This window comes from Micromonospora sp. AMSO1212t (assembly GCF_008868145.1).
Lineage (GTDB): Bacteria > Actinomycetota > Actinomycetes > Mycobacteriales > Micromonosporaceae > Micromonospora > Micromonospora tulbaghiae.
This window is the reverse complement of the sequence record NZ_WBKS01000345.1, coordinates 1-280: the sequence shown is the minus strand read 5'-3', so window position 1 is coordinate 280 and position 280 is coordinate 1. Positions and strand designations below refer to the sequence as shown.

Annotated in this window: 1 pseudogene; it reads left to right on the top strand. The window is 80.4% G+C overall.

Annotated features, from left to right (window positions below):
• Positions 1 to 87: 87 nt before the first annotated feature.
• Positions 88 to 280: pseudogene (locus F8279_RS30800) on the top strand (hypothetical protein); the annotation flags it as partial.

Sequence of the window (280 nt, the reverse complement as noted above, 5' to 3'; positions counted from 1 at the left end):
CGACGACATCGCCTCGCGCTGGGGCCCGCGCGTGGTCGACCTGCTCAAGGTGATCGTCGACGCCACCGCCAAGGTCCCGGCCTGACCGTGGCCGTACGACAGGCGGACTCCGCCCCTCGCCCGGCCGGGACGTCCGAGACGTCCCGGCCGGGTGCCCGGCCGTCCGGGGCGCCCCGGCCCGGCACATGGCTGTCCCGGCCCGGGCGGCGTGGGGCGCGCGGCGCGGCCGGTGGCCCGATCCGGCCCGCCGGGCTGCGCAAGCGCTGGCTGCTCGCCGGTG